Source organism: Streptomyces sp. NPDC093065, from assembly GCF_044754585.1.
Lineage (GTDB): Bacteria > Actinomycetota > Actinomycetes > Streptomycetales > Streptomycetaceae > Streptomyces.
The window spans coordinates 129,552-152,970 of sequence record NZ_JBIVPJ010000002.1; the positions used below are offsets into that span (position 1 = coordinate 129,552).

23 protein-coding genes are annotated in these 23,419 nt (G+C 72.7%); 17 read left to right on the forward strand and 6 right to left on the reverse strand.

All coding sequences use genetic code 11. From position 1 onward, the window contains the following. Positions 1-17 precede the first annotated feature (17 nt). Genes ACIQFU_RS03410 through ACIQFU_RS03445 form a run of 8 tightly spaced genes read left to right on the forward strand, consistent with a single transcriptional unit; the run spans position 18 to position 5,472 of the window. A complete protein-coding gene (locus tag ACIQFU_RS03410; RefSeq protein WP_402549237.1) occupies positions 18-1,019 on the forward strand; it encodes a type II secretion system F family protein in 1,002 nt (333 codons plus the stop codon). Next, positions 1,016-1,939: a type II secretion system F family protein gene (locus tag ACIQFU_RS03415; RefSeq protein ID WP_402548650.1), complete on the forward strand. Its 924-nt coding sequence runs from the start codon at positions 1,016-1,018 to the stop codon at positions 1,937-1,939. The genes ACIQFU_RS03410 and ACIQFU_RS03415 overlap by 4 nt, the downstream gene beginning before the upstream one ends. 57 nt (positions 1,940-1,996) lie before the next feature. Beyond that, a complete protein-coding gene (locus ACIQFU_RS03420; protein WP_402548651.1) occupies positions 1,997-2,248 on the forward strand; it encodes a hypothetical protein in 252 nt (83 codons plus the stop codon). A 30-nt stretch (positions 2,249-2,278) separates the two neighbouring features. Next, entirely contained in the window at positions 2,279-2,740 is a 462-nt protein-coding gene (locus tag ACIQFU_RS03425; protein WP_402548652.1) for a TadE family protein, read from the forward strand. Then, on the forward strand, positions 2,741-3,241 hold the full coding sequence (locus tag ACIQFU_RS03430) for a TadE/TadG family type IV pilus assembly protein (protein ID WP_402548654.1): 501 nt from the start codon (positions 2,741-2,743) through the stop codon (positions 3,239-3,241). After that, positions 3,238-3,699 (forward strand): pilus assembly protein TadG-related protein, encoded by a 462-nt coding sequence (locus ACIQFU_RS03435; RefSeq protein ID WP_402548655.1) that lies wholly within the window; start codon positions 3,238-3,240, stop codon positions 3,697-3,699. Before ACIQFU_RS03430 ends, ACIQFU_RS03435 begins: the two co-directional genes overlap by 4 nt. Before the next feature lie 58 nt (positions 3,700-3,757). Then, positions 3,758-4,423 carry a hypothetical protein gene (locus tag ACIQFU_RS03440; RefSeq protein WP_402548657.1) on the forward strand — a complete coding sequence of 222 codons (666 nt, stop codon included), beginning with the start codon at positions 3,758-3,760 and terminating at the stop codon, positions 4,421-4,423. Next, positions 4,423-5,472, forward strand: a complete 1,050-nt coding sequence (locus ACIQFU_RS03445; RefSeq protein ID WP_402548658.1) for a hypothetical protein — start codon at positions 4,423-4,425, stop codon at positions 5,470-5,472. The genes ACIQFU_RS03440 and ACIQFU_RS03445 overlap by 1 nt, the downstream gene beginning before the upstream one ends. A 25-nt stretch (positions 5,473-5,497) precedes the next feature. Here the strand turns inward: ACIQFU_RS03445 and ACIQFU_RS03450 are convergent, their stop codons facing one another. After that, entirely contained in the window at positions 5,498-7,402 is a 1,905-nt protein-coding gene (locus ACIQFU_RS03450) for a serine/threonine-protein kinase (RefSeq protein WP_402548660.1), read from the reverse strand. Between the two features lie 254 nt (positions 7,403-7,656). Next, complete coding sequence (locus tag ACIQFU_RS03455; RefSeq protein ID WP_402548661.1) at positions 7,657-7,998, reverse strand: hypothetical protein; 342 nt, start codon at positions 7,996-7,998, stop codon at positions 7,657-7,659. Between the two features lie 348 nt (positions 7,999-8,346). On the opposite strand from ACIQFU_RS03455, the gene ACIQFU_RS03460 reads away from it, so the two are divergent. The 4 genes from ACIQFU_RS03460 to ACIQFU_RS03475 all read left to right on the forward strand — a co-directional run bounded on the left by ACIQFU_RS03460 (position 8,347) and on the right by ACIQFU_RS03475 (position 14,043). Then, a complete protein-coding gene (locus ACIQFU_RS03460) occupies positions 8,347-11,364 on the forward strand; it encodes a BTAD domain-containing putative transcriptional regulator (protein WP_402548662.1) in 3,018 nt (1,005 codons plus the stop codon). Further along, complete coding sequence (locus ACIQFU_RS03465) at positions 11,361-12,158, forward strand: prepilin peptidase (protein ID WP_402548664.1); 798 nt, start codon at positions 11,361-11,363, stop codon at positions 12,156-12,158. Before ACIQFU_RS03460 ends, ACIQFU_RS03465 begins: the two co-directional genes overlap by 4 nt. A 78-nt stretch (positions 12,159-12,236) precedes the next feature. Continuing rightward, positions 12,237-13,436 (forward strand): cyclic dehypoxanthinyl futalosine synthase, encoded by a 1,200-nt coding sequence (gene mqnC, locus ACIQFU_RS03470; RefSeq protein ID WP_402548666.1) that lies wholly within the window; start codon positions 12,237-12,239, stop codon positions 13,434-13,436. Positions 13,437-13,443: 7 nt separating this feature from the next. Continuing rightward, on the forward strand, positions 13,444-14,043 hold the full coding sequence (locus ACIQFU_RS03475) for a hypothetical protein (RefSeq protein ID WP_402548667.1): 600 nt from the start codon (positions 13,444-13,446) through the stop codon (positions 14,041-14,043). A 7-nt stretch (positions 14,044-14,050) separates the two neighbouring features. Here ACIQFU_RS03475 and ACIQFU_RS03480 read toward each other — a convergent pair whose 3' ends face one another. Further along, positions 14,051-15,067 carry a chitinase gene (locus ACIQFU_RS03480; protein ID WP_402548669.1) on the reverse strand — a complete coding sequence of 339 codons (1,017 nt, stop codon included), beginning with the start codon at positions 15,065-15,067 and terminating at the stop codon, positions 14,051-14,053. Positions 15,068-15,869: 802 nt separating this feature from the next. Between ACIQFU_RS03480 and ACIQFU_RS03485 the strand changes: the two genes are divergently transcribed. The 4 genes from ACIQFU_RS03485 to ACIQFU_RS03500 are packed head-to-tail and all read left to right on the forward strand — an operon-like array spanning position 15,870 to position 20,317. Beyond that, a complete protein-coding gene (locus ACIQFU_RS03485) occupies positions 15,870-16,220 on the forward strand; it encodes a hypothetical protein (RefSeq protein WP_402548670.1) in 351 nt (116 codons plus the stop codon). Further along, positions 16,217-18,481, forward strand: coding sequence for a bifunctional polysaccharide deacetylase/glycosyltransferase family 2 protein (locus ACIQFU_RS03490; RefSeq protein WP_402548671.1), 2,265 nt, complete (start codon positions 16,217-16,219; stop codon positions 18,479-18,481). The genes ACIQFU_RS03485 and ACIQFU_RS03490 overlap by 4 nt, the downstream gene beginning before the upstream one ends. Further along, positions 18,481-19,572, forward strand: a complete 1,092-nt coding sequence (locus ACIQFU_RS03495) for an acyltransferase (RefSeq protein ID WP_402548672.1) — start codon at positions 18,481-18,483, stop codon at positions 19,570-19,572. Before ACIQFU_RS03490 ends, ACIQFU_RS03495 begins: the two co-directional genes overlap by 1 nt. 49 nt (positions 19,573-19,621) lie before the next feature. Further along, positions 19,622-20,317 (forward strand): demethylmenaquinone methyltransferase, encoded by a 696-nt coding sequence (locus ACIQFU_RS03500; RefSeq protein WP_402548673.1) that lies wholly within the window; start codon positions 19,622-19,624, stop codon positions 20,315-20,317. Here ACIQFU_RS03500 and ACIQFU_RS03505 read toward each other — a convergent pair. Next, positions 20,304-20,600: a PASTA domain protein gene (locus tag ACIQFU_RS03505; protein ID WP_402549238.1), complete on the reverse strand. Its 297-nt coding sequence runs from the start codon at positions 20,598-20,600 to the stop codon at positions 20,304-20,306. The two genes, ACIQFU_RS03500 and ACIQFU_RS03505, sit on opposite strands and share 14 nt — an antisense overlap. A 138-nt stretch (positions 20,601-20,738) precedes the next feature. Further along, a complete protein-coding gene (locus ACIQFU_RS03510; protein WP_402548675.1) occupies positions 20,739-21,263 on the reverse strand; it encodes a GNAT family N-acetyltransferase in 525 nt (174 codons plus the stop codon). A 97-nt stretch (positions 21,264-21,360) separates the two neighbouring features. Here ACIQFU_RS03510 and ACIQFU_RS03515 point away from each other — a divergent pair, with 97 nt between their 5' ends. Next, a complete protein-coding gene (locus ACIQFU_RS03515) occupies positions 21,361-22,653 on the forward strand; it encodes a geranylgeranyl reductase family protein (RefSeq protein ID WP_402548676.1) in 1,293 nt (430 codons plus the stop codon). A gap of 33 nt (positions 22,654-22,686) precedes the next feature. Here the strand turns inward: ACIQFU_RS03515 and def are convergent, their stop codons facing one another. Next, a complete protein-coding gene (gene def / locus ACIQFU_RS03520; RefSeq protein ID WP_402548677.1) occupies positions 22,687-23,310 on the reverse strand; it encodes a peptide deformylase in 624 nt (207 codons plus the stop codon). Between the last annotated feature and the right edge of the window lie 109 nt (positions 23,311-23,419).

Consider the following 23,419-nt stretch of genomic DNA (forward strand, 5'->3'; position numbering starts at 1 on the left):
TGAACTCGTTCGGCTCCATGAGCGGACTGTTCTCCACCACGGTCCTGTCCGCCCTCGCCTGCGGCGTCGCCGCCGGCGGCGGCCTCGCCCTGCTCCTCGTCGCCGTACGCGGGCTGCCCGCCAAGCCCGAACACGAGAAGCGGCAGGCCGGCGAGCGCGTCAACGAGCTGATCCGCTGGGCGGGCCGGCGCGGCTCCGCCGCGGCACTCGTCGGCCTCGTCGTCCTGCTCCTGACCCGCTGGGCGGTGCTCGGCATCGCGGCCGGTGTCCTCGTCTTCTTCTGGGACCGCCTCTTCGGCGGCGCCGCCGAGGAACGCGCCGCCATGAAACGGGTCGAGGCACTCGCCTCCTGGACGGAGTCGCTGCGCGACACCATCGCGGGCGCGGTCGGCCTGGAGCAGGCCATCCCCGCCTCGGCCCGCGCCGCCGCCCCGGTCCTGCGCCCCCACCTGGACGCCCTCGTCGACCGGCTGCGCTCGCGCACCCCGCTGCCCGACGCGCTCCAGCACCTCGCCGACGAGATCGACGACGCGTCCGCCGACATCATCGTCGCCGCGCTGATCCTCAACGCGCGGCTGCGCGGCCCCGGCCTGCGCCAGGTTCTCGGCGCGCTCGCCAAGTCGGCCCGTGAGGAGGTCGACATGCGCCAGCGCGTGATGGCCCAGCGCGCCTCGACCCGCCGCTCGGTCCAGATCGTCGTGGCGGTGTCGGTGCTCTTCGTCCTCGGCCTTTCCATCTTCAACCGGGACTTCGTCGAGCCGTACGGCTCACCCGTCGGCCAGCTCGTCCTGGCCTGCGTGTGCGGCCTGTTCGCGCTGGGCTTCTGGTGGATGCGCAAGCTGTCGACCATCGAGACGCCGGAACGCTTCCTGGTCCGGGACGGCTCCGACGTCCAGTTCGTACGGCCCCGCCCGCCGGGCCCCTCCGGCCGGCCGGGACAGCCCGTACAGCCCGTACAGCGCCTGCCGCAACCGGCACAGCCGTCACCGGCGTCTGGGGACGAGGGGGTACGACGATGAACCTGACAATGCCGGTCCTGGTCGGCGCCGTCATCGGCCTGGGCATCTACGCCCTGGTCCGCGCCCTGATGCCGAGCAGACGCAGCCCGATCCAGCAGGTCGCCCGGATCGACGCCATGCGGGCGCGCGGGGCGGCGTACGAGTCGTCCTCGCGCAGGGCCGAGGACACCGGCCGTCTCGACTCGCTGCGCGCCCGGGTCGGGGCCCGGGTCGCCGAGCTGTACCTGCAGCAGGGCTGGCAGCAGCGCTCGCTGCGCGCCGACCTGGCGGTGCTCGACCGCAGCTGGGAGAAGTTCCTGGCGACGAAGGTGCTGCTCGCCGTGGGCGGCCTGTTCTTCGGTCCGCTCCTGTTCGCCATCGTCTGGCAGCTGGGCTTCGGCAGCAGCCCGATCATCCCGGTCTGGCTGGCCCTGCTCTGCGCGGTGGTCTTCTTCTTCCTCCCCGACCTGGAGGTACGCCGGGACGCCGCCGACAAACGCCGTGACCTGCGGCGCGTGATCGGCGCCTACCTGGACCTGGTCTCCATGAGCCTGGCCGGCGGCCGCGGTCTGCCGGAGGCCCTGATGGCGGCGGCGGAGGTGTCGGACGGCTGGGCCACCAACCGGATCCGCAACGCCCTGTCCGACGCGCGCATCACGGGCATCAGCCAGTGGCAGGCCCTCGGTCACCTCGGCGAGGAACTGGGCGTCGAGGAGCTCAAGGACCTGTCCACCTCGCTCGCCCTGGTGGCGGACGACGGCGCCAAGGTCCGCGAGTCCCTTGCCTCCCGCGCCGAGACCATGCGGCACCGCGAACTCGCCGAGATCGAGGGCAGCGCGGGTGAGAAGTCCCAGTCGATGCTCGTGGCCCAGCTCCTGCTGTGCGCCGGGTTCCTGGTGTTCCTGATCTACCCGGCGGCGATGCGGGTGTTTCAGGTGTGACTCAGCTCCTCCAGCTCCGAGCCGCTTCCAGAATCTGATTCGAGAGGACACATCACCATGAACGGACGGAACTTCCGCACCGGTATCCCGGCCGTGGACTTCCTGGTCACCTTCCTGCAGGGCCGCGTGCAGCGCGTCCGCTCCGGAGAACTCGACCGCGGCGCGTCCGCCGTCGAGTGGGTCATCATCTCGGCGGTCGTCGTCGCGCTCGTCGGCGTGGTGGCCGCGATCATCACCAAGGCCATGAAGAAGGGCGCCGAAGGCGTCGGCGACTGCATCGAGGGCGCCGACGCGAGCGGCACCTGCTGAGGCCGCTCGGACGTAACGGGGTACACGGGGATGCCGGCAAGCGTACTCGGACGGGTACGCCGCAGGGTGGCGAGCGCGCGTGAAACGGCGGCCACCCGCGGCGATTCCGGCATGACCGCGATCGAGTTCGTGTTCCTCACGCCGGTCCTGTTCTTCATGATCTTCGCGACGGTGCAGTTCGGTCTGTACTTCTTCGCCGACCACGTGGCACAGGCAGCGGCCCAGGCGGGTGCGCGCAAGGCCCGTGCGACGGCGCACGACCAGCCCGGCGGCTGGCGGGGCGAGGCGCGGGACGTGGTCGACAGCTACATCCGCCAGCTGGGCCCCCAGCTGGTCCTGGCACCGGACGTGAAGACCCTCCAGCCCGAACAGGACACGGTCGGCGTGGAGATCACCGCCCGCGTCCCCACGGTCTTCCCCGGCCTGGACCTGACGGTGCACGCGCAGTCGTCGGGGCCGGTGGAGCGTTTCGTGCAGGAGGGGGAGAACTAGATGACCGCCTCCCGCCCTCGCACCGGATTCCCCGCGCGAACGACCGGGACCGGCGCCCTCGGGACCGGCGACTTCCGAACCGGCGACTTCCGAACCGGCGGCCTCGGGACCGACGACCGGGGCCTGTCCACCATCGAGGTGGTGATCCTCGCCCCGGTGATGATCCTCTTCATCCTCGTCCTGGTGGGCTTCGGCCAGCTCGTCGAAGGCCGCGGCGCCCTCGACGGCGCGGCCCGGGACGCGGCACGCGCGGGCTCGATCCAGAAGGACCACGGCACGGCGATGGCAGAGGCGAGGAAGGCGGCCCGGGCCGACCTGGCGGACGTCTGCTCCGGTCCCGTCTCCGTCGTCCAGAAGAGCGCGGGCTTCGAGCCGGACACGCTCTTCACGGTCGAGGTCAGCTGCGAGGTGCGCGGCCTGTCGATGCTCGGCCTCGACATCCCGACCACCCTCTCGGCGAGCTTCAGCTCCCCGCTGGACCCGTACCGGAGGACGGCGTGAGCATCCGTGTCCCCGACCGGCCGGCGAAGCTCCGCGCCCGCCTGGACGACCGCGGCTCCGGCGCCGGCGCGGTCATCGTCTTCGCCCTGGTCTTCCTCGCCCTCTCGGCCTTCGTCGTCGACGGCGGCTTGTCCATCTCCCAGCGCGAACGCGCCGCGGACATCGCCGAACAGGCCGCCCGCTACGCCGCCCAGGACATCGACCGCGAGGCCCTCTACGACGACGTGGGCGGCCCCGCCCCCATCAACTACGGGAACTGCGACGCCCGGGTCAAGGCCTTCGCCGCCGAGATGAACATGACCGGCGGCGACATCGCCGCGACCCACTGTGTGACGGCCGACGCCGGACGGGTGCAGGTCGAGGTCCAGCTCACCTACTCCCCGGTGTTCACGGGGGCGTTCTACGGCGGCGACGTGGTGGTCCACGGTCGGGCGGTGGCGGAGAACGAGGTGGGCTGACCGATGCCGCCCCGCACGTAACCGCCATCCATCCCCCCACAACGGAGGTACGACTCACATGCGCACACGTACGACGACCGCCGCCGCTGCCGCCGCTCTGACGGCGGCGGTGGCCCTGCTGCTCACCGGCTGCGGCGGCGGCTCGGACTCCGACGACTCGGGCAAGGACGAGATCGCGGGCGCGGACACGGGGGCTTCGGCGTCCGCGTCGCCGTCGCCGTCCGCGAGCGAGGACGGTGTGGACCGGCCGGAGGTCAAGCTGCCGAAGGACATCGAGAACGTCTTCGAGGGTGGTGCGACGGGCGATGCGAAGAAGGACGCCGTACTGGCGGACAACGAGAGGCGCGTCAACTCGATCGACGAAGCGATCGTCGTGGACGCCGAAAAGCACCCGGCGCTGGAGTTCTACTCCAAGGACGACGCTCTGATGTCGGCCGCCACCTACATCAAGTCCTTCTACGACAACAACCGCAGCTTCACCGGCAAGACCCGGTACTACGAGCGCGAGGTCACGTTCGCGAAGGACGGGTCGGCGACGGTCTCGTACTGCATGGACAGCACCGACACCTACCCGAAGGACCGCAAGACCGGCAAGGTGGACCGGTCGGTCAAGGCGTCTCCCAACGACTACGTCTTCTACAACACCCGGCTGGAAAAGAGTGCCGAAGGTGTTTGGCAGACCACGAGTGTGTCGTCGACCGAGGCGGCGAAGAGGTGCATGTGATGCTCACCAACGCCTCGAAGCGCCTGCTTGTCGTCCCTGCCCTGGCTCTCGTACTCAGCGCCGTACCGTCCGCGGCCCACGCCGGTGGCGGCCGCACCGCGGGCGGTGGAACGGAGGGCAGTGGCGGGGGCTCCGCCAAGGGTCCCGTCATCACGGCCGAGACCAAGGTCAGGACGACCGTGAACGGCAGCTCCCGGACGGGCGGGACCAGCACACTCACGCCGGAGAACAGTGACTGGACGCCACCCGCCTGCTGGTACGAGCCCGCCTTCTCGCCCAAGGAGATCGAGACCACGGTGAAGTTGTGGCGGAGCATCGACGGCGTGCCCTTCCTGGGCGGTGTCGGGAGGTTCGTCGGTGACACGCTGGACGCGTACTACAAGGACGGGGAGCCGTACAAGGACTACAACCTCGACAAACAGGGCGAGGGGATGTTCTGGGCCGCGGTGAAGAACCCCAACCGCAAGGACGACCCCGAGGCCAACTCCTGCAACAAGCAGCCGTTCTGGGTGGACGAGGGGAACACGCCGGACGAGCCCCTCGCCGTGTCGCCGAAGGTGCTCGCCGAGTACGCCTACGACGAACTCCCCGTCCCCGGCACGGAGATCGAGATGCGGCCCGCCGGAGCCACGAAGGTGAACCTCCCCACCTGGATCTGGCTGGACAGGGCCAGGTTCAAGAAGATCTCGGTCACCGCGAGCCTCCCCGGCACCGGCCTCTCCGCCACCACCACCGCCGAACCCGTCGCCCTGCACGTCGACCCCGGCACGAGCGAGGCACGGACGCACCCCGCCTCGGGCGACTGCCGGATCAACGCCGACGGCAGCATCGGAGAGCCGTACGCGGAGGGCAAGGCGAACAAGACCCCGCCCTGTGGCGTCACCTACCTCCGCTCCTCCGGCACCGACGGCTCGTACCCCTTGCGGGCCACCGTCACCTGGAAGATCTCGTGGACCAGCACCACGGGCGAGGGCGGCGCTCTGCCCGACGGCACGTTCGGCGCGACGCAGGACGTGAAGGTGCAGGAGATCCAGTCGGTGAACCGCTAGAACGCGGTCACGGCCGCGCTCACGGTCACTCGGGCTTCCACTGGGTGGCCGTGAGGACGTACGTGCGCAGGTTGTCGTTCTCGGGGCCCTCGTCGTTGGCCCTGGTGATCCAGAGCTGGGTCACCGCCCCCTGGCCGGACTCGATGCACAGCGCGGTGCCCACCTCGAGCAGCGAGTCGTCCCTGATCCTGCTGAGCGGGATCGGGTTCGGCAGCGTCGCCGCGCGGGCGGCGTCGCGGCACTCGGTGGGTGTGGGGCGGCGCTCGGCCAGCACGCCGAACGATCCGCCGCCGTCGGCGAGGCGGATGCCGTTCACCTTGATCGGGTCGGGGCAGTCCGTGTACGTCAGCCACCGCCCGGAGGTCGGGACGTAGGACCCGTTGGTCTTCAGGTCGAGGTCGTCGACGTCGAGCGTGGTGACGTCGGAGGGGTTGCACAGCGTGCCCGAGCCGACGTCCTGGGCGTTCGCGTAGTACTTGGGCGCCCGCAGGACGAGGTTCTTGTCCCGAACGCTGACCTGCCATCCGGCCTCGGTCTTCGGCGCGTCACCGGCCGAGGACGCACCGGCCCCGGGGTCCTGCTCGACCGCGCCGGCACCGGCGGGCCCGGTCTCGGAGCCGGCGCCGGCATCGGCACCGGAGGAGGCCGGGTCCGTGGCACTGCCGGACGCCGCCCGGTCCTTCCGGCCGGAGTCGTCGTCCGCCGTCAGCTGGTAGGCGAGGACCGAGCCCCCGCCGACGGCGAGAACGCCGACGACGGCGAGAGCGGCGACCAGCGGCCCGCGTCGGCGCCCGGGCGGCGTCCCGGGCCCCTGATGGGCCCGGCCGTCCGGCTGCGGCGGCTGGGCCGGAGCCGGGGGCGCCGAGGCCATGAACGCCTCACCCGGCGCGCCCGCGGGCCGCGTGGGCGCCGCCGCGGCGAACGCGGCCTGCGGGGAGAGCCCGGGCTGCGTCGGCACGGGCGGGGCGGCCGGCATGGGGGCCACGGGGTGCGCGGGCTGCGGGACGGCGTCGGCCGGGCCGGGAGCGGCAGCCGAGTACAGGCGCAGCGTCTGCTCCTGCTGCGCGATCTGCCGGGAAACGGCCGTCGGCAGCCACCACCCCTCCTGGCGGGCCAGCCCCGACGTCCCGGCCAGCGTGTGGCACGCCTCGACGAGGTGCGCGGGAGTCGGCCGCGCGCCCGCCTCCTTCGCGAGACAGGCACCGACGAGACCGCGCAACTCCTCGGGGCAGGCGGTCAGATCGGGCTCGTTGGACACGATCCGGTACAGCAGCGCGTGGGAGGACCCCTCGCCGAAGGGATGCCGTCCGGTGGCCGCGAAGCAGGCGACGAGTCCGAGCGCGAAGACGTCCAGGGCGGGGGTGACGTCACCGCCCACGGCCTGCTCGGGCGCCATGTACGCGGGCGTACCCAGCCGCACGTCCGTCCCGGTCAGCGCGGTGGTGTCGGCGGCGCGGGCGATCCCGAAGTCGATGACGCGGGGCCCGTCCGAGGCGAGGAGCACGTTGGACGGCTTCAGGTCGCGGTGGACGACACCGGCGGCGTGGATGGTCTGCAGGGCCTCGGCGATGCCGGCGACCAGTTGCAGCACCGTGGGCAGCGGCAACGGGCCGTGCTGGTACACGGCGGAGGCGAGGGAGGGCCCGGGCACGTACCCGGTGGCGAGCCAGGGCTCGGGCCCGTCGGTGAGACTGTCGAGCACGGGCGCGGTGTACGGGCCCTGCACCCGTCGGGCCGCCGCCACCTCGTGGGCGAAACGCCTGCGGAACTCGGCGTCCTGGGCGTAGTCACGCCGTACGACCTTCAGCGCGACCGGCTGCCCGCCGCGCGTGTGCGACAGGTACACGACCCCCATGCCGCCCTCACCCAGCCGCGCACGCAGCCGGTAACCGGCTATCTCCCGGACGTCGTCGGCTGACAGGGCTTCCATCGGGGGAGTCCTTCCGCGGGTGGGCTGAGTGAGCCATGGTACGGAAGTGATCGGCCGGCACGGCCGGGCGGGGACGTCGGTCTGTGCGTCCGTCTCGGCCCAGGTTCGGGTGCCTTGCCGGAGACGGCCGACGATCCGGTCCTCGTCGGCGACCGCCGACGGCCTCACCGCATCGGTACCGGACGTAGTCGGCCCACGCGGGAGACCAGACCCGATGACCGTCGGTCACGATGCGAAGGGACCCAGGCCATGGGCTACTTGTCGGCGCCCCTACGGCCCTTGCCGCCCCGCTTGTCCTCCGTCTTCACGGCGTCGTTGACCTGCTTGGTGAGTTCGTCGTCGAGCTTCTTGAACTCGCGGACCACGGCGTCCGACATGCTCGCGAGGGCGTCGAGCTGCTGGGTGATGTCCTCGCGGCCGTCCTCCCAGTTGGACTCGAAGTCGCCGAGGGCGTCGTTGACGCTGCCGTCGCCGATGTCGTCCTTGTAGGACTCGAAGAGCTTCTTGGTGTGGTTCAGCCGCGTCTTGAGTGACCGCAGCCGGCGCCCGTAGTCCTCCAGCTCGGTCAACGGCAGCGCGAGGTCGCTCTTGCCCATGGCCCGAAGTCCTCTCTGCGGATCAGACGACAAGGATGTACGTCTGCGTCAGCACCATACGAAGGGTACGGCTGTCGCCGGGCACGACGGGTACGACAGGGAACGAAGTCGTTCAGGGGTGCCTGCGCGGCCTCTGACCGGTTTTCGGGGATTGTGTGCGGGGTGTGAAGAGGGCGCCCGAGGGAACGGGCAAAGGGGGTGAAGCGGGCGGAAGTTGTGAGGTGGGCCCCTCTTGCCCCTTCGCCGCTGTCGGTGGGAGTCCATAAGATCTCTGTAGGCTCAGCACACCCCTCATACCGGACGCCCCCGCGGCCCCTCCGCCGACGACCACGACCCAGGACTCCGCCCATGCCGCGACGCCGCACATCAAGCTCCTCAAGCTCGACGGCTCCCTCGGCACCCTCTGCTCCGAGGAACCGCACGCCGCAGCCGGTGCGGGTACGGCGGCGGTCGTTCGGGGACTTCGTCAAGGCGTTCCTGGCCTTCGCCGTGCTGCTGGTGCTGGTCGTCGGGGTGCCCCTCGCGCTGGCCACCCAGATCGGCTGGCCGTTCCCCGACGGTGCGCCCGGCCTCGACTGGCTCCAGCGCGAGATCACGGTCCACACCTTCCTGTCCATCCTCACCGTCGTCGTCTGGCTCGCCTGGGCGCAGTTCACCGCCTGTGTGCTCGTCGAGGTCAGGGCCGCGGTGTCCGGTGTCGGCGTGCCGGGGCGGGTGCCGGGGTCCGGGCCCAGTCAGCTGCTGGCCCGGCAGCTCGTCGCCGCCCTGCTCCTCGTCGGTGCCACCGCGGCGAGCCTCACTCCGGGGCTGTCGCAGCTCGGGCAGAGCCTGGAGGGCAACCAGAAGCCGGCCGTGGCCGCCGCCCAGCAGACGCCGGGACTCTTCGCGCAGCAGCAGCAGCAGGAGCAGGCCGCCGCCACCGCGGGCGCCCTCGCCGAGCAGGCGGGTCAGGCCGGGCAGTCCGCGGCCCGGGCCGACGGCGGTGCCGCCGCCGCGCACGGCGACACGAAGTACTACCGGATCCAGCCGCCCGAGGGACGTCACCACGACTCCCTGTGGGAGGTGGCCGAACGGCACCTCGGTGACGGGCGGCGGTACAAGGAGATCTTCGAGCTCAACAAGGACCGTGTGCAGCCGGACGGGTCCCGCCTGTCCGAGGCCTCCCTCATCCGGCCCGGCTGGATCATGGAGATGCCCGGCGACGCCCGCGGCGGCGAGCTGGTCGAGATGCCCGACGAGGCGCCGAGCGTCTCCGAGCAGGTGCGGCAGCAGATCAGCGACTACGCCCGCACCGGCGATCACGCCCAGGGCGGCGGAGCCCAAGGCGGCGGGGACGCCCGGGTGTCCCTCCCCGAGCAGCGGCCGGCGCCCACGCCCGCGAACCCCGTCACACCGGTCACGCCCGCGACCCCGGCGCCCAGCGCGGGCCAGGAGCACGCCGCCCCCGCCGCCGGACGGGCCGAGGACTCCTTCGGGCTGTCCGAGGCGCTCCTCGCCGCGCCCCTCCTCGCCGCCGGGCTCCTCGGCGCCCTCGGGCGCCGGCGCCGGCAGGCGCTGTGGCAGTCGGCGCTCGGCGCGGTCGGCGGACGGCGCGGCATGGAGCCGCCCACGCCGACCGGTGACGCCCAGGACGTGCAGGACGCGCTGCTCGTCGGCGCCGACCCCGAGGGCGTACGCCTGCTCGACCGGTCGCTGCGCGGGCTGGCCGCCTCCCTCGCCGCCGAGTCCCGCCCGCTGCCCGTCGTCTACGCGGCCTGGATGAGCGGTGACGGCGATCTGCACCTCCAGCTCGCCCAGCCAGCCGGGAAGCCGCCATCGCCCTGGCAGCAGGGGCAGGACCAGACCTTCTGGATGCTGGCCCGCTCCGACGCCGGGGGTTACGAGGACGCGGAGACCGCCGCGCCCTACCCCGGGCTCGTGAGCCTCGGCACCATGGACGACTCCCGGCTGCTGCTCAACCTGGAGGCCGTGCCCGGCATCGTCTCGCTCAGCGGGACCGAGGCCGACCGGGCCGCCGTGTTCGCGTCGGTCGCCGCCGAGCTGGCCACCAACGGCTGGTCCGACCGCATGACCATCACCCTGGTCGGGTTCGGGGACGACCTCACCCCGCTCGCGCCGAACCGCATCCGTCACCTCGACGGGTTCGAGGACCTCTTCGAGACCATGTCGGCCGAGACCCGGCAGCGGCGCGGCGCGCTCGGCGCCGCCGGGCACGACTCCGTGCTCACCGGCCGCACCGGGCCCGCCCAGCACACGCGTTGGGCCCCGCACCTCGTCCTGCTCGCCGCCCAGCCGTCCGACGAGGAGGCCCTCCAGCTCGCGGAGCTGGCCGCCGACGCGGGCCGGCTCGGCATCGGCTACCTCGTCGGCACCGAGGGCACCGACCTGCCCGGCGCGGCCTGGGAGATGGAGATCACCGGCGCGGGGCGGCTGCTCGCGCCGCTGCTCGGGCTCGAGCTGGAAGCCCAGCTGCTGCCGACCGCCCAGCAGCGTGCCGTCGTCGAGCTGTTCACCGACGCCGACCCGGAGCGCGGCCCCGGCGGGCCGGGAGGACCGGCCAACACCCCGCCGTTCCTCGTCGACATCAGCGAGCAGGGCCGGCCCGCCGTGTACGCCCGTCTCGTCGGACCGTACGAGATCATCGGCCTGGACGCGCCCGACGGCGAGCGCAGCGTCCTGCTGCACGAGGCGCTGGCGCTGCTCCTGCTGCACCGCGAGGGGGTCCACCCGCGCGTGCTGTCCTCCGCGCTGTGGCCGCGCGGTGTGACGGCGGACGTGCGCGACGCGCTGATGGAGCGGCTGCGGGCCTGGCTCGGCACCGACACCGACGGCACGCCGCGGCTCACCACCGACGCCACCGGCCGGCTCACCCTCGCCAAGTCCGTCGTCTCCGACCTCGACGTGCTGCGCTCCCTCTACCACGAGGCCACGCAGGGCCGCGGCGTGGACAGCCGTCAGGTGCGCGGGCGGCTGCTCACCGACGCGCTGGTGCTGGTGCGCGGACCGCTGCTCGCCGACCGGCCGGAGGGCCGCTACCGCTGGCTCACCCACGAGATCGTCGACGCCCAGCTGCCCCTGCTCGTCGCGGACACCGGGCTCGCGCTCTCCGGGTTCCACCTGGAGAAGGACCGCGCGGAGAAGGCCATCGAGGCGCTGAACGCCGCCCTGCGCACCGCCCCCGCCGACGAGCGCCTGTGGCACGAACTGCTGCGCGCCACGCACAGCACCGACGACCCCGACCGGCTGCGTGCCCTCGCCGCCGACCTCGTCGACCGCAGCGGCGCGCGCGGACTGCCGCCGCGCACCGAGGCGCTGCTCGACGAGCTGCTGCCGGCCTGGCGCGAGGGCGTCGCCGCCACCGGATGAGCATCGACAGCGGCACCGTCATCGGCATCGGCACCGTCATCGGCACCGACCAGGACATCGACGTCGATCTCGTGGTCGTGCTCGTCGGCGCGCTCTGGGGCGCGCTGACGGGCGCGCTGCTGCCGCGGGCCGCCTACCGCTTCTGCGTGCCCGCCGGGGAGGCGTGGCGCGACCTGTGTCCGTGGGAGCACCCCGTCCGGGGCTGGCTCGGCCCGGCCAGGTGCGGGCGGTGCGCGGCCGGCCACACCTCCTACGGCCCCCGTGCCGCGTCCCTCGCCGTCGTCACCGCCCTCGTCTGCGCCGCCCTCGCCGCCGCCACCGGGACCCGCCCCGAGGTCGCCGTCTGGCTGCTGCTCGCCCCGGCCGGCGTGCTGCTGGCCGCCGTCGACCTGAAGGTGCGGCGGCTGCCCGACCCGCTCACCCTGCCGCTGGCCGGCGCCGCGCTCGTCCTGCTCGGGCTGACCTCGCTCGTGCCCGAGCACGCGGGGGAGTGGACCACCGCCCTGCTGGGCGCCCTCGCCCTCGGCGCCGGCTACCTCGTGCTGTTCCTCGTCAACCCGGCCGGCATGGGCTTCGGCGATGTCAAGCTCGCCCTCACGGCCGGTGCCGTCCTCGGCTGGTACGGCTGGCCCACGCTGATGCTGGGCACCTTCGCCGGGTTCCTGCTCGGGGCGTTGTACGGCGGCGCGCTCCTCGTCGCCCGGCGCGCGGACCGCAAGACGGCCATCCCCTTCGGCCCGTTCCTCATCGCCGGTGCCTTCCTCGGCGTCCTGGCCGGGGCCTACGCGGCCTGACCACGAGCGCGTGAAACGCCTGGCGTAGGCTGGGCAGGTCTGTCCACAACCCTTACGAACCTTGCGAAAGGGACGCCGGTGACCGAGAAGGCCGACCTTCAGCCCATCCTCGACCGCGCCGCCGCCGGTGGGCGGATCACCCCCGAAGAGGCGCTCGACCTGTACCGCGACGCCCCGCTGCACGCGCTGGGCGCCGCCGCCGACGCCGTACGCAGGCGCAGGTACGCCGGTACGGAGCACATCGCGACGTACATCATCGAGCGCAACATCAACTACACGAACGTGTGCGTCACGGCGTGCAGGTTCTGCGCCTTCTACGCCGCGCCCAAGGACACCGCCAAGGGCTGGACCCGCGACCTCGACGACATCCTGCGCCGCTGCGCGGAGACGATCGAGCTGGGCGGCACGCAGATCATGTTCCAGGGCGGCCACCACCCGGACTACGGCGTCGAGTACTACGAGAAGCACTTCGCCGCCATCAAGAAGGAGTTCCCCGAGCTCGTCATCCACAGCCTGGGGGCGAGCGAGGTCGAGCACATGGCGCGGATCTCGAAGGTGTCGGTCGAGGAGGCCGTCACCCGCATCCACGCCGCCGGGCTCGACTCCTTCGCGGGTGCCGGCGCGGAGCTGCTGCCCGAGCGGCCGCGCAAGGCCATCGCGCCGCTCAAGGAGTCCGGCGAGCGCTGGCTGGAAATCATGGAGATCGCGCACGGGCTGGGTGTCGAGTCGACCTCCACCATGCTCATGGGCACCGGCGAGACCAACGCCGAGCGCATCGAGCACCTGCGCATGATCCGGGACGTGCAGGACCGCACCGGCGGCTTCCGCGCCTTTATCCCGTACACCTACCAGCCCGAGAACAACCACCTGAAGGGCCGCACCCAGGCCACGCTCTTCGAGTACCTGCGGATGATCGCCATCGCCCGCGTGTTCCTCGACAACGTCGCCCACATCCAGGGCTCCTGGCTGACCACCGGCAAGGAGGTCGGCCAGCTCTCCCTGCACTACGGCGCCGACGACCTGGGCTCGATCATGCTGGAGGAGAACGTCGTCTCCTCCGCCGGTGCCAAGCACCGCTCCAACCGGATGGAGATCATCGACCTCATCCGGAAGGCGGGGCGGGTGCCCGCCCAGCGGGCCACCACGTACGAGCACCTCGTCGTGCACGACGACCCGGCCAACGACCCCGTCGACGAGCGGGTCGTCTCCCACATCTCGTCCACGGCCATCGAGGGCGGCACGGCCCACCCCGAGCTGAAGCTGCTCGCCTCCAACTGACGCCGCCGTGCTGACGATCCACGTCTGTGAAGCATCGCCCGAGGCGGCCGTCGTGGTCGACGGCGCGCATCTCGCCGCCGTCGGCCCGTACGAGGCGCTGGCCGCCGACCACCCGCGGGCACGGGTGCGCCGGTGGCCCGGACTCCTGACGCCCGGACTGCTCAACCCGTACGGTCCGGAACTCCTGGAGCAGGCCTACCACCCCGATCCGCGCGAAGCGGCCCGGCTCGGTACCGAGCCGGTCTTCGGGCCACGCGCGCTCGCGCTCCTTGCCGCTAACCCGTCCGCCCGGGGCGCCAGCGCGCGCCGCGGAGTACAGCGCATGCTGGCGCACGGCACGGTCGCCGTCGCCGGTGAACTGCGGGGCCGCGCGGCCCTGGACGCGGTGCGCGGAGCGGGGCTCGCCCTGGCGGGGCGTCCGGCCGGCCTGCCCGGGCCCGCGTCGTTCTCACCGGTGCCGCTCGTGCTGCTCCCCGGGCTCGCTCCCGGGAAACCCGCGCGATTCGCGGTGTTCGACGTGCCCGACCGGGCCGCGCTCGTGCGGGACGGCGCGGCCACGTGCGTGGCGACCGTCGTAGCGGGCCGGATCGTGTACCGGCGACGCTGAGCGCGCGCTATCCCGCGAACGCCTCCGCGAAAGCGCCGCTCTCCTGCTCCACCCCGCTGCAGTCGGTCAGCGCGTCCTGCGCGGAGGCGTCGTCCCCGCACTGCCGGTCCCGGAACGCCGCCCACATCGACACCCACGCGATGCCCTTCTCCTCGGCGAAGGCGCGGACCTCGGCGGCGTCCGCGAGCGTGAACGTCTCCCCGGCGACGTCGTTGACGCCGAGCATCGAGGTGAGCGCCATGCCCCGCCAGGCGTCCGCGTCGGAGGTGCCGAAGACGGTCCTGAGCTGGGCGTGGGCGGCCTTCGCCGCGGTGAGGGCGTAGTCGCCCATGTCGCCGGTGTACGACTCGCCGTAGTTCATGGTCATCAGGTTGACCGTGGAGACCTGTACGCCGTGATCGTTGGCGGACGCCAGCAGGGCCAGGCCGTCGGTGTCCAGACCGGAGGGCATGACCGGGAGGGTGAAGGAGACCTCCAGGTCCGCCCGTTGCTCCTGGAGCAGCGCGATCGCCTCCGAACGCAGGGCGCGGGACTCGGCGTCGGCCAGTTCGCCGCCCTCGACGTCGAAGTCCGCCCGCGTCGCACTGGCCGCGTCCAGGGCCGCGCCGTACGCCTCGGCCAGCGCCGACGCGCTGTCGCAGGCCGCCGCCAGCTCCGTGCCGGAGGCGCCGCCGAAGGAGACGCGGACGGTGGCGCCGGACTCCTTCAGCTTCCCGGCCCTGGCGGCGACGGAGGCGTCGTCGATGTCCTGGACGCCGTTCCAGCGCGGGACGCAGTCGTCGCCCGAGGAGATGACGAACGCCAGGTTGTACGCCGCCGGGGAGCCCGCCGTGTCGGTGGCGCAGGCGGTGGTGGCGCTGACGTAGGGGGCGTAGGCGGTGGCCGGCGCCGACGACGGCGACTCGGACGGTGCGGCCGGGGCCGCGTCGGTGGTCCCGGCGGAGTCGTCCGTTCCCGCGCAGCCCGCCACTGCCAGGGTGAGCAACAGGGCGCACCCGGCCGCCGCCTTCCGGTAAGCCCTCATGTGCGTACGCTCCCGATCTCGTCGGTCTCTGTGTCCGGAGGAGCGAAGATGGCATGCCGGCCTGGGTCTTCGCTGAGGAAACGGCGGCGTCGGGCGCCATCTCCCAGGAAACGGACAGGATCGGCCGCTTTTCACCGGGACCTCTCAGGAACCTGCCAGGGCGCGGCAGGCAAGGCTCCCTAACGTCCGGGGCATGCACTCCAATCCTGCCTCCGCACCCCGCGACGCACCACCTGCCGCCGGGCCGCCTGACATCGGGTTGCCTGCGGGTGGGGCACTCGCTGCCGGGTCGCCTGGCGTCGGGTTGCCTCGGGCTGGGGCACCCGCCGTCGGGCCGTCCGCTGCCGGCTCGCCTGCGGGTGGGTCGCCTGGCGTCGGGTTGCCTGGCGTCGGGTCGCCTGCGGGTGGGGCACCCGCTGCTGGGTTGTCTGACGCGGGGTCGCCTGGCGTCAGGTTGCCTGGGGCTGCTGGGGCACTCGCTGCCGGGTTGCCTGCCGCCGGGCCGCCTGCGGGTGGGTCGCCTGCCGCCGGGTTGCCTGCCGCCGGGTTGCCTGCCGCCGGGTCGCCTGGCGTCGGGTTGCCTCCGGCTGGGGCACCCGCCGTCGGGCCGCCCGCTGCCGGCTCGCCTGCGGGTGGGCCGCCCGCTGTCGGCTCGCCTGTGGGTGGGTTGCCTGCCGTCGGGGCGCCTGCGGGTGGGTCGCCTGGCGTCGGGGCGCCTGACGCTGGGGCGTCCGCCGTCGGGGCGCCTGCCGTCGCGCGCGGTCGGCGTCGCAGGCGCGGCAAAGGGGCCGCCGAGGGGCCCGTGTTCGTCGACAGCACCGGACGCCGGGCCCGGCTGCTGCGCCGGCTGGGGCTCCTGCTCGGGGCCGTGTGCGTCGGCTACACGGCCGTCCTGGGCCTGGCCTTCATGGGCGTCGGCATCTCGGTCAGCCCCTCCTCGCTGCTGCCCTTTGGCGTCGGCGGCGGGGGTGCGCCCGAGGGCGGCCCCGGTCCGGGGGGCGGCACGCGTCCACAGGGCGGCGACGTCGCCCCCACGGGCGTGCCGCCGGGCCCGGCACCCTCGGTCTCTCCCACCGCGATCCCCAGCACCGATCCCACGGCCGCCGCTCCCACCACCGCCCTCACCGACCGACCGGACGCCCCCACCTCATGACCACGCCCCCCACCCCGCCCGCGCGGGGCCGCCGCCGTGCCCCCTCCCGCATGGAACGGGCCGCAGGCCGGGCCGCTGCGCTGCAACGCCCGCGCGTCCTGCTCGCCCTGCTGCTCCTGCTCGCGCTGACCTGCGTGATGCTCCTCGACGGCTATCTGCGCGCGGAGGTCGGCGGCGACCAGCGCGTGCGCACCGGCGCCTCGGCGAGCGACGTTCCCGACGACGTGCTCGACGGCGGGCCGATCCTCTCCTTCCCCGGCGGACAGGCCACCACCGTCTCCGTGCCCGACAAGACGATCGTGCTGACCTTCGACGACGGCCCGGACCCCACCTGGACGCCGCAGGTGCTGGAGATCCTCGACGAGTACGACGTGCCCGGCACGTTCTTCCTGGTCGGCTCGATGGTCGCGCGCCACCCGGGCATCGTGCGGGACCTGGTCGAGCAGGGCAACGAGGTGGGCGTCCACACCTTCACCCACGTCGACCTCTCCTACCAGAGCCAGGCCCGCGTCACCCGCGAGATCGAGCAGACCCAGCTCGCCCTGGCGGGCGCGGCCGGCATCACCACCACGCTGTTCCGGGCGCCCTACTCCTCCGAGACAAACGCCATCGACAACTACAGCTGGCCCGTCTACGAGAGCCTCGGCGAGGACGGCTACACCAGCGTCTTCATCGACACCGACAGCGACGACTGGAAACGGCCCGGCGTCTCGAAGATCGTCGAGTGGGCCACGCCGGAGGACGACGAGGGTGCGTCCGTCCTCTTCCACGACGCCGGCGGCGAGCGGTCGCAGACGATCGAGGCGCTGCCGAAGTACATCGAGAAGATGAAGGCGAAGGGCTACACCTTCACCACGGTCAGCGGCGTCATGGCCGAGCAGCAGCCCTCCGCGGACGCCCCCGCCGGGGCGGGCTCCGCACCCGGTTCGGCAGCCGGTTCCGCAGCCGGTTCCGAGGGCGGCGGCCTCCAGGCCGCCCACCACAAGGCCACCGGCGCCACCCTCTACGAGGGCAGGGCGCTGATCGCGGCCGTCGCCGTCGCCGAGTGGACGGTGCCGGCGCTGTCGGCCGGGCTCGTGATCGTGGGCGTGGCCGTCATGGGCCGCTTCGCGATGATGCTGGTCCTCGCCCGCCGCCATCACCGGCAGCGCAACAGACGCCGCTTCAGCTGGGGCCCGCCCGTCACCCGGCCGGTGAGCGTGGTCGTCCCGGCGTACAACGAGAAGGAGTGCATCGAGGCGACCCTGAGATCGCTCGCCCGCAGTACGCACCCCATCGAGATCGTCGTCGTGGACGACGGTTCGACGGACGGTACGGCCGAGATCGCCGAGTCCCTGGGACTGCCCGGCGTCCGCGTCGTGCGGCAGGCCAACGCGGGCAAGCCCGCCGCCCTCAACAACGGCGTCCGGCACGCCCGGTACGACATCGTCGTGATGATGGACGGCGACACCGTCTTCGAGCCGGACACCGTACGGCACCTCGTGCAGCCCTTCGCCGACCCGTCCGTCGGCGCGGTCGCGGGCAACGCCAAGGTCGGCAACCGGCGCACCCTCATCGGCGCCTGGCAGCACATCGAGTACGTGATGGGCTTCAACCTCGACCGGCGCATGTACGACCTGTTGCGCTGCATGCCGACCATCCCGGGCGCGATCGGCGCGTTCCGGCGCGAGGCGGTCCTCGAAGTCGGCGGCATGAGCGACGACACCCTCGCCGAGGACACCGACATCACCATCGCCCTGCACCGCGCGGGATGGCGGGTGGTCTACGAGGAGCACGCCCGCGCCTGGACGGAGGCGCCCGGGTCGCTCGGCCAGCTCTGGTCCCAGCGCTACCGCTGGTCGTACGGCACGATGCAGGCGCTGTGGAAGCACCGCCGCTCCCTGACGGACAAGGGGCCCTCGGGCCGCTTCGGGCGGGTCGGGATGCCGCTGGTCGTGCTCTTCCAGGTGGTCACGCCGGTCTTCGCCCCGCTCATCGACGTGTTCACCGTCTACTCGATGCTCTTCGTCGACTTCCGCGCGGCGCTCCTCGCCTGGCTCGCAGTGCTGGGCGTGCAGCTGGTGTGCGCGGCGTACGCCTTCCGGCTCGACCGGGAGAAGTACCGCTACCTGCTGATGATGCCGCTCCAGCAGCTGGCGTACCGGCAGATGATGTACCTCGTCCTCATCCACTCCTGCGTCACCGCACTGACCGGCGGACGGCTGCGCTGGCAGAAGCTCAAACGGACGGGCGAGGTGGGGAACCCCGCGGGGACCGGCTGATGGGGGCGCACAGCAAGGGCGCCGTGCGGGCGGTGCGGGCCGAGGGGGACGCCGTCCCGGCGGCGCGGGACCGGTACTTCGACACCCTGCGCGCCCTCGCCCTCGTCCGGGTCGTCGCCTACCACGCCTTCGGCTGGCCCTGGGCCGGGCTGGTCTTCCCCTCCATGGGGGTCATGTTCGCCCTGGCCGGCACCCTGATGGCCCGGTCGCTGCAGCGGCCCGCCGCGACGGTGCTCCGGAGCCGGCTGCGCCGCCTGCTGCCGCCGTTCTGGTGCTGGGGCCTCTTCGTGGTCGGCGCGATGCTGGTGCGCGGCTGGATGCCGGGGTGGCAGATCGTCTACTGGGTCGTGCCGCTCGGCGACCCGCCGGGCAGCGCCTGGGGCGAGCAGGCCTGGGAGATCCTCTGGTACCTCAGGACGTACCTGTGGTTCGTGCTGCTCTCCCCGCTGCTGCTGCGGGTCTTCCGGCTCGCGCCCGTGCCGGTGCTGCTGCTGTCCCTCGCGCCGATCGTCGCGTTCCAGTTCCTCCGGCAGCCGCCGGAGAACCGCTTCGGCACCGGGCTGCTCGACCTCGCGACGTATCTCTTCTGCTGGATCCTCGGCTTCGCGCACCGTGACGGCGTGCTCGCCCGCCTGCGACCGGCCGCCGTCGTCGCCCTGTCGCTCGCGGCCCTCGCCTGCGGCGCCTGGTACGCCTTCGCGCACCGGGGCGAGTACGGCACCTACGACCTCGACGACATCCCGTTCGCGCAGGCCCTCTGGTCGGCCGGGTTCGTGACGCTGCTGATGTACGCCAAGGCGCGGCTCGGGACCGGCTTCCCGGGGCTGGTCCGGCTGCGGCGGCTGGACCGGCTGGTGACCGTGTTCAACGCCCGCGCGGTGACCGTCTACCTCTGGCACGAATTGGCCCTCGTCCTGGCCGTGCCGCTGATCGACCGGCTCTGGGAGGTGCCCGCCTTCGAGGCGTACCTGCCGCTGGAGAGCCAGTGGTTCCTGCTGGCGGTGGGGTGGGTCCTCGTCGCGTTGTTCGTGCTGCTGTTCGGGTGGGTGGAGGACGTCGCCGCGCGGAGGCGACCGCGGCTGCTGCCGTGAGGTGGGGATGCGACGCGGGATCACGGCACGGTGCTGCAACAATGGGCCCGTGACCCGCGCTTCCCTGAACAAGCAGCCGCACGAAGTCGCCTCGATGTTCGACCACGTCGCGGAACGGTACGACCTGACGAACGCCGTGCTCTCGCTCGGCCAGGACCGGGCGTGGCGCAAGGCGGTCGCCCAGGCCGTCGACGCCCGCCCCGCCCAGAAGGTCCTGGACCTCGCGGCGGGCACGGCGACCTCCTCGCTGCCCTTCGCCCGCACCGGCGCCTACGTCGTCCCCTGCGACTTCTCCCAGGGCATGCTGAAGGTCGGCAAGGAGCGGCACTCCTGGCTGCCGTTCACCGCGGGCGACGCGACCCGGCTGCCGTTCAGGGACGACGTCTTCGACGCCGTCACCATCTCCTTCGGGCTGCGCAACGTGCAGGACACGGACGCCGCGCTGCGCGAGATGTACCGGGTGACGCGGCCCGGCGGCCGGGTCGTCATCTGCGAGTTCTCCCACCCGACCTGGGCGCCGTTCCGCACCGTCTACACCGAGTACCTGATGCGCGCCCTGCCGCCGGTCGCCCGCGCCGTGTCGTCCAACCCCGACGCGTACGTCTACCTCGCCGAGTCCATCCGCGCCTGGCCCGACCAGGCGGCGCTCGCCGCGCGGCTGGGCGGGGCCGGCTGGTCCAGGGTGGCGTGGCGGAACCTGACGGGCGGCGTGGTGACGCTGCACCGGGGGTTCAAGGACAGCTGAGGGTCGCACAGCGCGGCGGCGGGTCCTCGCCGGGCTCGGCCAGCTCCCGCCGGAGCCCGCCGTGCGGCGGCCGGGGCAGCCGGGGCTCGCGGATGCCTCCGCCGCCCTCGCCCTCCCCGAAGTCGAACCACACGTACACCATCGACTCCCGCGGCACCCGCGCGCCGGGCTGCGGGTACTGGCGTACGACGTGGTCGACGAGGGCGAGCCGGAGGTCCGGCCGGTCCGGCGCGTGCAGGGACAGGCCCCGCTCCAGGACCGTCTCCCGCGCGTCCACGGCCATCAGGCCGACCAGGCGCGGTACGCGTACGTCGGATGTGTCGGGTACCAGGCGCACGGACGTCACCCCCCAGCGGTACCGGGCAGAGTAGCCCCGCGGGGCACCGCCGGGAAGCGCCAAGTGGCTTACTGTGACAGTCGACTACTCTCCGTCACGTCTCTGCAGGGGGAGTCGGTAGCAGTGCCCCTGCTGCTGCGAGACCGGGGTCGTGAAGACCTCGGAGAGCCGCATGCCCAGTCGTTCGGTGACCGCGATGGACCGGATGTTGCGCGCGTTGACCATCGCGACCACCTCCGCCACACCCGCGCCGCGCACCCGCTCCAGCGTCTGCCGGGCCGCCGCCGTGACGTACCCCTTGCCCCAGTGCGCCCGTCCGAGCCGCCAGCCGATCTCGATCTCGCCCTTCGGACCCCAGTCGCCCGGCCAGGGCTGGGCGCCGGTGAACCCCACCACCTGCCCGGACTCGTCCACCATGGTCCACAGGCAGAAGCCGTGCTCGGCGTCGTGCCGGCGCTGGCGGGCGGTCAGCTCCTCGTAGACGGACAGCTCCGCGGACCTCCCGCCGTGGAACTCCATGACGTCCGGGTCGTCGAAGATCCGGTGCCAGGCGACGGCGTCCTCGTCGGTGGGGACGCGCAACCGTACAACGGGGAGAGGTCGCTTCACTGGGCAGCCCTTCAGCCGGGTGATCGGTGACGCTGAATAGACTGCCCATGACCAGTGCCGGTCGGCACGCAGATTTCGAACTTGGGGAGATCCCGCCGTGACCGTCGAGACCGAGCCGCTCTCCGAGAACACCGCCGACGTCATCGTCGTGGGCGCGGGGCCGGCCGGCTCCACCACCGCGTACCACCTGGCCAGGTCGGGACTGGACGTCCTGCTCCTCGAAAAGACCGCGTTCCCCAGGGAGAAGGTCTGCGGCGACGGCCTCACCCCGCGCGCGGTCAAACAGCTCGTCGCCATGGGCATCGACATCTCCGAAGAGGCCGGCTGGCTGCGCAACAAGGGCCTGCGCATCATCGGCGGCGGCTCCCGCCTCCAGCTGGACTGGCCGGATCTGGCCTCCTTCCCGGACTACGGACTCGTCCGCAAGCGCGACGACTTCGACGAGCAGCTCGCCCGGCAGGCCCAGAAGGCCGGGGCCCGGCTGTACGAGCGCTGCAACGTCGGCGCGCCGATCGTCGACGACCGCACCGGCCGCATCACCGGCGTCCACGCCAAGCTGGGCGAGGACAAGCGCGAGGTCACCTTCCACGCGCCGCTGGTCGTGGCCGCCGACGGCAACTCCACGCGGCTGTCCCTGGCGATGGGCCTGCACCGCCGCGAGGACCGGCCCATGGGCGTCGCCGTCCGCACGTACTTCACCTCGCCCCGCCACGACGACGACTACCTGGAGTCCTGGCTGGAGCTGTGGGACCGGCGCGGCGCGCAGGACCGCCTGCTGCCGGGCTACGGCTGGATCTTCGGCATGGGCGACGGCACCTCGAACGTCGGCCTCGGCGTCCTCAACACCTCCGCCGCCTTCAAGGAGCTGGACTGGCGCGAGATCCTCAAGGCCTGGTGCGCGTCCATGCCCGAGGACTGGGGCTACACCCCGGACAACATGACCGGCCCGATCCGGGGCGCCGCCCTGCCCATGGCCTTCAACCGCCAGCCCCACTACACCAAGGGCCTGCTCCTCGTCGGCGACGCCGGCGGCCTGGTCAACCCCTTCAACGGCGAGGGCATCGCCTACGCCATGGAATCCGGCCAGATCGCCGCCGACGTCGTCGTGCAGGCCCACGCCCGGGCGACGCCGAGCCAGCGCGAGATCGCCCTGCAGCGCTACCCGCGCGTCCTGAAGGACACCTACGGCGGCTACTACAACCTGGGCCGCGCCTTCGTGAAGCTCATCGGCAACCCGAAGGTCATGCAGATCGCGACCCAGCGCGGCCTCACCCACCCGATCCTGATGAAGTTCACCCTGAAGATGCTCGCCAACCTGACGGACCCCACGGGCGGCGACGCGATGGACCGCATCATCAACGGACTGAGCAAGGTCGCGCCGAAGGCCTGACCAGGCGCCGGCCGTGCCGTCGGCGGCCCGACCTCAGGCGAAGGCCGCGGCGTTGGCGGCCCGGCGCGCGAAGACCTCCTCGCGCCGGGCCGCCGACTGCCGCAGCGCCGCCTTGCGTTCCCGGCCGGAGAGCCGGTCCAGGTAGACCCGTCCGTTCACGTGGTCGGTCTCGTGGGCGAGGCAGCGCGCGAAGTAGCCGGTGCCCTCGACGAGGAGCGGCGCGCCGTCCTTGTCCAGGCCCCGCACGACGGCCCGGTCGGGCCGCGGTACGGCCATGACGGCGCCCGGCACCGACAGGCACCCCTCGCCCTCGTCCAGCAGCCGCCGAGCGGCCGGCGCGAGGGGCTCCAGCACCGGGTTGACGATGTGCCCGACATGTCGGACACCGTCGTCGTCCGGGCAGTCGTAGACGAACAGGCGCAGGCCGACGCCGACCTGACTGGCCGCCAGTCCGGCCCCCTCCGCGACGTACATCGTGCGGAACATGTCGTCGATCAGCGCCGCGAGGTCGGGCCCGAACTCGGTGACGTCCCGGCACGGCTTGTGCAGCACCTCCTCGCCGACCTCGGTGACGCGCCGCACCGATCCCCGTCGGGCCTCGGGCGCGAACGGGGGAAAGGAGGCGGTGGGCCGCCCCTGAACGAACACACTGGGCATGATGTCGGCTCCTTCGGCTCGTGGACGGGCCGGAGGGGACCGGCCCGCGCCCGAGCATGCCAGGAGCCCGCGAAGGGCCGCAGCCCCTGAACGGCTGCGGCCCTCTCGC

What these genes read in the sequence shown, in the direction of transcription:
- ACIQFU_RS03410 (WP_402549237.1), top strand. Translation starts at nt 18, where the DNA reads ATGAGCGGACTGTTCTCCACCACGGTCCTGTCCGCCCTCGCCTGCGGC.
- ACIQFU_RS03415 (WP_402548650.1), top strand. Translation starts at nt 1,016, where the DNA reads ATGAACCTGACAATGCCGGTCCTGGTCGGCGCCGTCATCGGCCTGGGC.
- ACIQFU_RS03420 (WP_402548651.1), top strand. Translation starts at nt 1,997, where the DNA reads ATGAACGGACGGAACTTCCGCACCGGTATCCCGGCCGTGGACTTCCTG.
- ACIQFU_RS03425 (WP_402548652.1), top strand. Translation starts at nt 2,279, where the DNA reads ATGCCGGCAAGCGTACTCGGACGGGTACGCCGCAGGGTGGCGAGCGCG.
- ACIQFU_RS03430 (WP_402548654.1), top strand. Translation starts at nt 2,741, where the DNA reads ATGACCGCCTCCCGCCCTCGCACCGGATTCCCCGCGCGAACGACCGGG.
- ACIQFU_RS03440 (WP_402548657.1), top strand. Translation starts at nt 3,758, where the DNA reads ATGCGCACACGTACGACGACCGCCGCCGCTGCCGCCGCTCTGACGGCG.
- ACIQFU_RS03445 (WP_402548658.1), top strand. Translation starts at nt 4,423, where the DNA reads ATGCTCACCAACGCCTCGAAGCGCCTGCTTGTCGTCCCTGCCCTGGCT.
- ACIQFU_RS03450 (WP_402548660.1), bottom strand. Translation starts at nt 7,402, where the DNA reads ATGGAAGCCCTGTCAGCCGACGACGTCCGGGAGATAGCCGGTTACCGG.
- ACIQFU_RS03455 (WP_402548661.1), bottom strand. Translation starts at nt 7,998, where the DNA reads ATGGGCAAGAGCGACCTCGCGCTGCCGTTGACCGAGCTGGAGGACTAC.
- ACIQFU_RS03460 (WP_402548662.1), top strand. Translation starts at nt 8,347, where the DNA reads ATGCCGCGACGCCGCACATCAAGCTCCTCAAGCTCGACGGCTCCCTCG.
- ACIQFU_RS03465 (WP_402548664.1), top strand. Translation starts at nt 11,361, where the DNA reads ATGAGCATCGACAGCGGCACCGTCATCGGCATCGGCACCGTCATCGGC.
- ACIQFU_RS03480 (WP_402548669.1), bottom strand. Translation starts at nt 15,067, where the DNA reads ATGAGGGCTTACCGGAAGGCGGCGGCCGGGTGCGCCCTGTTGCTCACC.
- ACIQFU_RS03490 (WP_402548671.1), top strand. Translation starts at nt 16,217, where the DNA reads ATGACCACGCCCCCCACCCCGCCCGCGCGGGGCCGCCGCCGTGCCCCC.
- ACIQFU_RS03495 (WP_402548672.1), top strand. Translation starts at nt 18,481, where the DNA reads ATGGGGGCGCACAGCAAGGGCGCCGTGCGGGCGGTGCGGGCCGAGGGG.
- ACIQFU_RS03505 (WP_402549238.1), bottom strand. Translation starts at nt 20,600, where the DNA reads ATGGCCGTGGACGCGCGGGAGACGGTCCTGGAGCGGGGCCTGTCCCTG.
- def (WP_402548677.1), bottom strand. Translation starts at nt 23,310, where the DNA reads ATGCCCAGTGTGTTCGTTCAGGGGCGGCCCACCGCCTCCTTTCCCCCG.